A 5,486-nucleotide genomic window follows, 5' to 3' on the forward strand; every position below is an offset into this window, starting at 1 on the left:
CCGTTGACGCGAATACCGCGCGCGGCGAGCTCGAGCGCGAGCCCCCGGGTCATCGAATCCATCGCCCCCTTCGAGGCGGCGTAATCCACGTATTCGAAGGGCGAGCCGCTCTTGGCCGCCCCGGAGGAGACGTTCACGATCGCCCCCGGCCCTCGGGCCTGGCGAATGAACGCCTTGGCGCACAGGAAGGCGCCCGTCACGTTGACGTCCAGCACCTGGCGAAAGCGCTCGACGCTGATCTCCTCGAACCGGGCTTGGGTCGACAGGATGCCCGCATTGTTCACCAGGTGCGTGACACGCCCGAGGCGCGCCTGGGTGGTTTCGAAGAGCGCCGCCACCTCGGCCTCGCTCGAGACATCCGCCTGGGCCGTGATGACGCGCCCGCCCGCCTGCTCGATAGCGCCGGCCACGGCCTCGGCGGCCGCCTGATTCTTCAGGTAGTTGATGCATACCGCGTAGCCCTGGCCTGCCAGCAGCGTCGCCGTGGCAGCCCCGATTCCGCGCCCGGCGCCGGTCACGATCACGACCTTGTTCATGGAATTCTCCCTATGAGGATAAGCGTTGGCGTCAACGGGGCCGAGAAAACACACGGCGCGCCTCATCGACGCGGGGCCGCACGAAGCAGCCCTCGGCGTGATCGTTGATCAGCCCCATCGCCTGCATGAAGGCGAACACCGTGGTCGGCCCGACGAACTTCCAGCCGCGCTTCTTGAGGTCTTTCGAAAGCGCGATGGAGGTCGGCGAGGTGGAAACGCTTTGCGGCACGGCCACTTCGCCCCCCGGCGGCTCGAAACCCCAGAAATACGCCGCAAGCGACCCCTCGCGCTCGACCATCTCGACCGCGCGCCGGGCGTTGTTGATCACTGCCTCGATCTTGCCGCGATGACGAACGATACCGGCGTCTTCCAGCAGCCGCGCCACGTCGCGTTCATCGAAGGCCGCCACCCGGTAGAAGTCGAACCCGGCAAACGCCACGCGAAAGCGCTCACGCTTGGCCAGAATGGTGCGCCAGCTCAACCCCGCCTGGAACCCTTCCAGGCTGATCTTCTCGAATAGGCGTTGGTCATCATCGACGGGAAAGCCCCACTCACGGTCGTGATAGGGCTCGAGCTCGTCAGACGCGACCGCGCTCCAAGCGCAGCGGCGGTGTCCATCCTGGCTCATGACGGTCTTGTCCATAGGGTCGGTATCCGATCAAGCGAATCGAGCGCCCATCTTAACAGCCGATGAAACGGCCCGCGCGGTGCTGGCCCGCACTATGTCGAGTGGGTATGGGCGTCGGTGAAGGGCACTGTAGTGACGGCGACAGCCGCACGGGAGTGCCACTGCAAGCAAAGCACCGCTGCGCGCTGCCTTTCGCGGGTGCGCCCTACGGCTTACCCGCGCTACGAGTATGCGCACTCCCGTAGCGCGGCGTAACGAGCGACAGCGAGGCACCCGCGTGGCGGCGCCAGCCGTCCGGCAGTGCCACCACCAAGCAAAGTACCGCTGCGCGCGGCCTTTCGCGGGTGCGCCCTTCGGCTTATCCGCGCTACGAGTATGCGCACTCCCGTAGCGCGGCGTAACGAGCGACAGCGAGGCACCCGCGTGGCGGCGCCAGCCGCCCAACAATGTCACTAAAAGCAAAGCACCGCTGCGCGGCGCCTTTCGCGGGTGCGCCCTACGGCTTACCCGCGCTACGAGTATGCTCACTCCTGTAGCGCGGCGTAACGAGCGACAGCGAGGCACCCGCGTGGCGGCGCCAGCCGCCCAACAATGTCACTACAAGCAAAGCACCGCTGCGCGACGCCTTTCGCGGGTGCGCCCTACGGCTTACCCGCGCTACGAGTATGCTCACTCCCGTAGCGCGGCGTAACGAGCGACAGCGAGGCACCCGCGTGGCTCGCCTGCGAGCCTGGTTCCGCCCCGATGCCTTGCCTGACTACTCGGTCACTTCATACTCGCGCCGAGCATTACGCGTCAGCCTTCCCCAGTGCGAGCTGGCCGTTCGCTGCTGGTGATGATCGAACGCGGCGCGATCCACGAAGGTCTCCTGCACGCGAAAACGACACGGGTCATGTTCATCCTGCTCGACCCTGAACGTGATGCAGCCCGGCTCCTGGAGCGTCAATTGCTTGTGCAGCACCAGCGCATGGGTGAACGTTTCCAGTTCGCCTTCGGGAACGGTGATGAATCCTTATTACCTTGAATACATCAGCGCTGAGACAGAAGCGTCGTTAATTATAAAAACTCATCAAGCGCTTGCGGGCTTTAAAAAAAGGCCATTCAACACGCCATGATGATAGCTTCGAGACTTATCCTTGCAGCTCCTGCTGTTCAGTCACCTTATTGAACTCGACGGGTTCCACTCCACGCTTTCTGGACCGAACAACGACTGTATTGGCGATCTTGTCGTGCCAACCTTGTTTCTTTCCGCTGAATGCAACCCATAAAAACCCTAGGCACAGGGGAATGGCACTCGCGTAGTAGGCCACGTATCTCAAGAAAGATTTACCCAGAGAAAGCGACTCACCGGTATCGGCGTTGACTACCTTTAATTTAAAGGCCATCTTGCCAGGGGTCGCTGAACGATACACCCAGAAAAGAACGGTGGCGACTAGAGGCAATAACCAGCTGATGATGACGTCCCACCCACCAAGGAACATATCGTCGGACAAGAAGTATCTATCCCCATAGATGGAATATGAAAGCGGCATGGTGATCAAGATGAACAAGACCGTATCAATGAGCGATGCGCCCAATCGAACCCAAAAACCAGCGTACTCAAAATCTTCACTCTTCATGGTCATTTCGTTTCCTATTTGAAAGTCATCATGTTAAAGATAGCGGCTGAATAAAAAGCAAGACAGTACACTTAAAACGCCTAGCTTTACTGAGCAGCCACAACATTATAAACACAAATTAATCTTAGAAAACGACCAGAAAGACGATTATTCGACCTTCACGTGAATAATGACAACAAGGGCAATCCGCAAAATAAAAATCGCTTACTTGAGTCAATCGAGCGGTGGATACAAGAGCTGGCGTTACGATGCCCTTGCAGCGCACCATCAGGCTTGTATGATCATGTAGCCTTCCTGTCCCAGAAAAGCACCTGACGTACTATCCACAAAGACATATCAAAAGGCTTGAGAATGAAGATCGGCAACCCCCTGCTAGCTATTTTGATGCTCCTGCCCGCCGTGGCCTTGGCCCAGGACGCCCCCGCCGGCTCCCAATGGCAAACCGAAGAGCATCACGACGATGAGCTGGACCTGCACTTCGTCGTGCTCAAGACCCCGGCCATTGGCCTGGCCCAGCCCACGCTCGTGTTTCGCTGCTTCGAAGACACGACCGTTGCCTACTTCAACCTCTTCGGTCAGGAAGAGACCGGCACCTTCGAGTTCGACGCGCCTACGCTACGCCTCGACGACCAGGAAGCCGAAACGTTTGAGATGCAGGCCATCGACAACGGCCATGCCCTGGGCTTCTGGGAAGGCGCCGACGCCATTCCCTTCATCGAGGGTCTGTACGGCGCGAATAGACTGGAACTCGAGATTACCCCCGCCGAGGGCGATGCCATCGAGGCAACGTTCAATATCGAAGGGCTGAAGGAAAGGATCGAGCCAATCCGACAGGCGTGCGGCTGGTGATCTGTCAGGCAGACCTCAGGCGATAGCGGCGAGTGCCGCGTCGATCTCGCCAAGGGGATGCATGACGCCTTCGACGATGGCGATGCCCTGAGACGGATCGACCTCGACGACATGCTCCCGGCCGCCTTCCGGGTAGCGCGCCAGGGTCAGGACGATTCGCCCATCGTCCTCGCCTAGACGGCGTAGATCCCACGGGCCGTGCGACAGGTCGAGTACCCTCTTTTGCGTGGCGCGCTCCAGGATGATCGGCGCGTAGACCCAGAGCGACATGCGCATCTCATGGGCAGCCGTCTTCACCTCGTACTGGCCGCCCAGAACGTAGTGCGATGTTTCCATTCAAGCTCCCCACTGCGTTCGCCGTATCGTGATGCCGCTCGAGGTGATGTCGATGCCGTGTCAGGCAGAGGTCAGCTTCAGCCCCACCAGCCCGGCCACGATCAGTATCAGGCTCATCACCTTGAGAAGCCCCGCCGGCTCATCGAACAGCACGATGCCCAACAGCGCCGTGCCCACCGTTCCGATCCCAACCCAGATCGCGTAGGCCGTGCCCACCGGCAGGTTCTTCAGCGCCAATCCCAGTAAAAGAAAGCTCGCCGCCAGGGCGAACACCGTCCAGACGCTGGGCCAGAGTCGGGTGAAGCCCGCCGAGTATTTCAAGCCGATGGCCCAGCCGATTTCCAGGAGGCCCGCCAAGAATAGAATGATCCAGCTCATTGATATATCCAGATGAGGTTGGGGTCGTCCCCTCGTTAATAGCGAGTGGTGAGGTCGTCCTCACGTCGATATGGCTGACCAGGATAAACTTGGATTGGGCGATCAACGCCGCTCGTTTCCTGGCTCCCATGGCCCACCGAAGAATACAGCGAGGCAGGAAAAATACAACGAGACGATCAAGATCTACCGTCGCAAGCGAAAGTGACATGTCCTGAAGCCACGACTCTGCCTGACTGACGCCATACTTGTATGGGCTTAACCGTTAGTGGCTCTATCAAACGTCGCTCGCTCTACGAAGCGCCCGCAGATCACACCCCACGATAGCCTCCAAGTGTTCGGTGACTTTCTCGGCACTCCAATTCCACCAGGCGATTTCTAAAAGCTCGCTGATCGTGCTTTCATCGAAGCGATACTTGATGACCTTGGCAGGATTGCCGCCTACCATGCTATAGGCCGGTACGTCCGCGACCACCACGGACTTGCTCGCGATGATAGCGCCATGGCCCACCTTGACGCCCGGCATCAGGGTAGCCTCCAGGCCGATCCAGACATCATGACCGATCTCGGTATCGCCCTTGTAGGGAAGCTCGCTCGCTTCCGGCATTACCTTTTCCCAGCCCTGACCGAATATCTGGAAAGGATAGGTCGAAAAGCCGGAGGTCTTGTGATTCGCGCCGTTCATGATGAAGGTGACGTCCTTCGCGATGGCGCAGAACCTCCCGATGATGAGTTTGTCGCCAATGAACGGGAAGTGATAAAGCACGTTGCTTTCAAAGCGCTCCGGGCCTTGCGGGTCATCGTAGTAGGTGTAGTCACCCACGATGATGTTTTCTGACGTAATGTAGTTCTTCAGATAGCCCACTTGCGCAAAGCCCTTCATGGGCGCTTTATCGTCAGGGTTGGGACCTTTCATGTGGCCTCCGCTCGGTCGCTCATATCAGGAAAAAGTGATTAGCGTATACCAAAATGCCGGGCCTCGAACGGCGGCATTTGCGCTATACTGCCGCCCTTTCGAAGTTCGCCCCCACCCACGACGATCCGTCAGAGCGCCCTATGCCATTTGCACAACTCGGTTTATCCACGCCTCTCGTTCAAGCCCTTGCCGAGTCGGGTTACAAGGCGCCGACGCCCATCCAGACC

At 59.4% G+C, this 5,486-nt stretch carries 8 protein-coding genes; 1 reads left to right on the forward strand and 7 read right to left on the reverse strand.

The window, feature by feature from the left end:
* The 4 genes from BIS11_RS09905 to BIS11_RS09920 form a co-directional block, all read right to left on the reverse strand.
* A partial coding sequence (locus BIS11_RS09905) for an SDR family NAD(P)-dependent oxidoreductase (protein ID WP_253585996.1) occupies nucleotides 1-536 on the reverse strand: 536 nt, incomplete at its 3' end.
* 31 nt (nucleotides 537-567) lie between these two features.
* Complete coding sequence (locus tag BIS11_RS09910; RefSeq protein WP_253585997.1) at nucleotides 568-1,179, reverse strand: DNA-3-methyladenine glycosylase I; 612 nt, start codon at nucleotides 1,177-1,179, stop codon at nucleotides 568-570.
* A gap of 742 nt (nucleotides 1,180-1,921) precedes the next feature.
* Nucleotides 1,922-2,125, reverse strand: coding sequence for an antibiotic biosynthesis monooxygenase (locus BIS11_RS09915; protein ID WP_253420507.1), 204 nt, complete (start codon nucleotides 2,123-2,125; stop codon nucleotides 1,922-1,924).
* A 169-nt stretch (nucleotides 2,126-2,294) separates the two neighbouring features.
* Nucleotides 2,295-2,783 carry an RDD family protein gene (locus tag BIS11_RS09920; protein WP_253420509.1) on the reverse strand — a complete coding sequence of 163 codons (489 nt, stop codon included), beginning with the start codon at nucleotides 2,781-2,783 and terminating at the stop codon, nucleotides 2,295-2,297.
* A gap of 351 nt (nucleotides 2,784-3,134) precedes the next feature.
* On the opposite strand from BIS11_RS09920, the gene BIS11_RS09925 reads away from it, so the two are divergent.
* Nucleotides 3,135-3,632, forward strand: coding sequence for a type VI secretion system-associated protein TagO (locus BIS11_RS09925; protein WP_253420512.1), 498 nt, complete (start codon nucleotides 3,135-3,137; stop codon nucleotides 3,630-3,632).
* A gap of 15 nt (nucleotides 3,633-3,647) precedes the next feature.
* On the opposite strand, the gene BIS11_RS09930 is transcribed toward BIS11_RS09925, so the two are convergent.
* The 3 genes from BIS11_RS09930 to BIS11_RS09940 form a co-directional block, all read right to left on the reverse strand.
* Complete coding sequence (locus BIS11_RS09930) at nucleotides 3,648-3,968, reverse strand: hypothetical protein (protein ID WP_253420516.1); 321 nt, start codon at nucleotides 3,966-3,968, stop codon at nucleotides 3,648-3,650.
* A gap of 60 nt (nucleotides 3,969-4,028) precedes the next feature.
* Nucleotides 4,029-4,346: a quaternary ammonium compound efflux SMR transporter SugE gene (sugE, locus tag BIS11_RS09935; RefSeq protein ID WP_253420519.1), complete on the reverse strand. Its 318-nt coding sequence runs from the start codon at nucleotides 4,344-4,346 to the stop codon at nucleotides 4,029-4,031.
* A 274-nt stretch (nucleotides 4,347-4,620) separates the two neighbouring features.
* Nucleotides 4,621-5,259, reverse strand: a complete 639-nt coding sequence (locus tag BIS11_RS09940; RefSeq protein WP_253420522.1) for a Vat family streptogramin A O-acetyltransferase — start codon at nucleotides 5,257-5,259, stop codon at nucleotides 4,621-4,623.
* Nucleotides 5,260-5,486: the final 227 nt, after the last annotated feature.

Origin of the sequence: Halomonas sp. 707D4 (genome assembly GCF_024158685.1) — a bacterium.
Taxonomy (GTDB): Bacteria; Pseudomonadota; Gammaproteobacteria; order Pseudomonadales; family Halomonadaceae; genus Vreelandella.

Coding starts and splice junctions, on each gene's coding strand:
- BIS11_RS09940 (WP_253420522.1), bottom strand. CDS start 5,259: ATGAAAGGTCCCAACCCTGACGATAAAGCGCCCATGAAGGGCTTTGCG.
- BIS11_RS09920 (WP_253420509.1), bottom strand. CDS start 2,783: ATGAAGAGTGAAGATTTTGAGTACGCTGGTTTTTGGGTTCGATTGGGC.
- BIS11_RS09910 (WP_253585997.1), bottom strand. CDS start 1,179: ATGGACAAGACCGTCATGAGCCAGGATGGACACCGCCGCTGCGCTTGG.
- BIS11_RS09925 (WP_253420512.1), top strand. CDS start 3,135: ATGAAGATCGGCAACCCCCTGCTAGCTATTTTGATGCTCCTGCCCGCC.
- sugE (WP_253420519.1), bottom strand. CDS start 4,346: ATGAGCTGGATCATTCTATTCTTGGCGGGCCTCCTGGAAATCGGCTGG.
- BIS11_RS09930 (WP_253420516.1), bottom strand. CDS start 3,968: ATGGAAACATCGCACTACGTTCTGGGCGGCCAGTACGAGGTGAAGACG.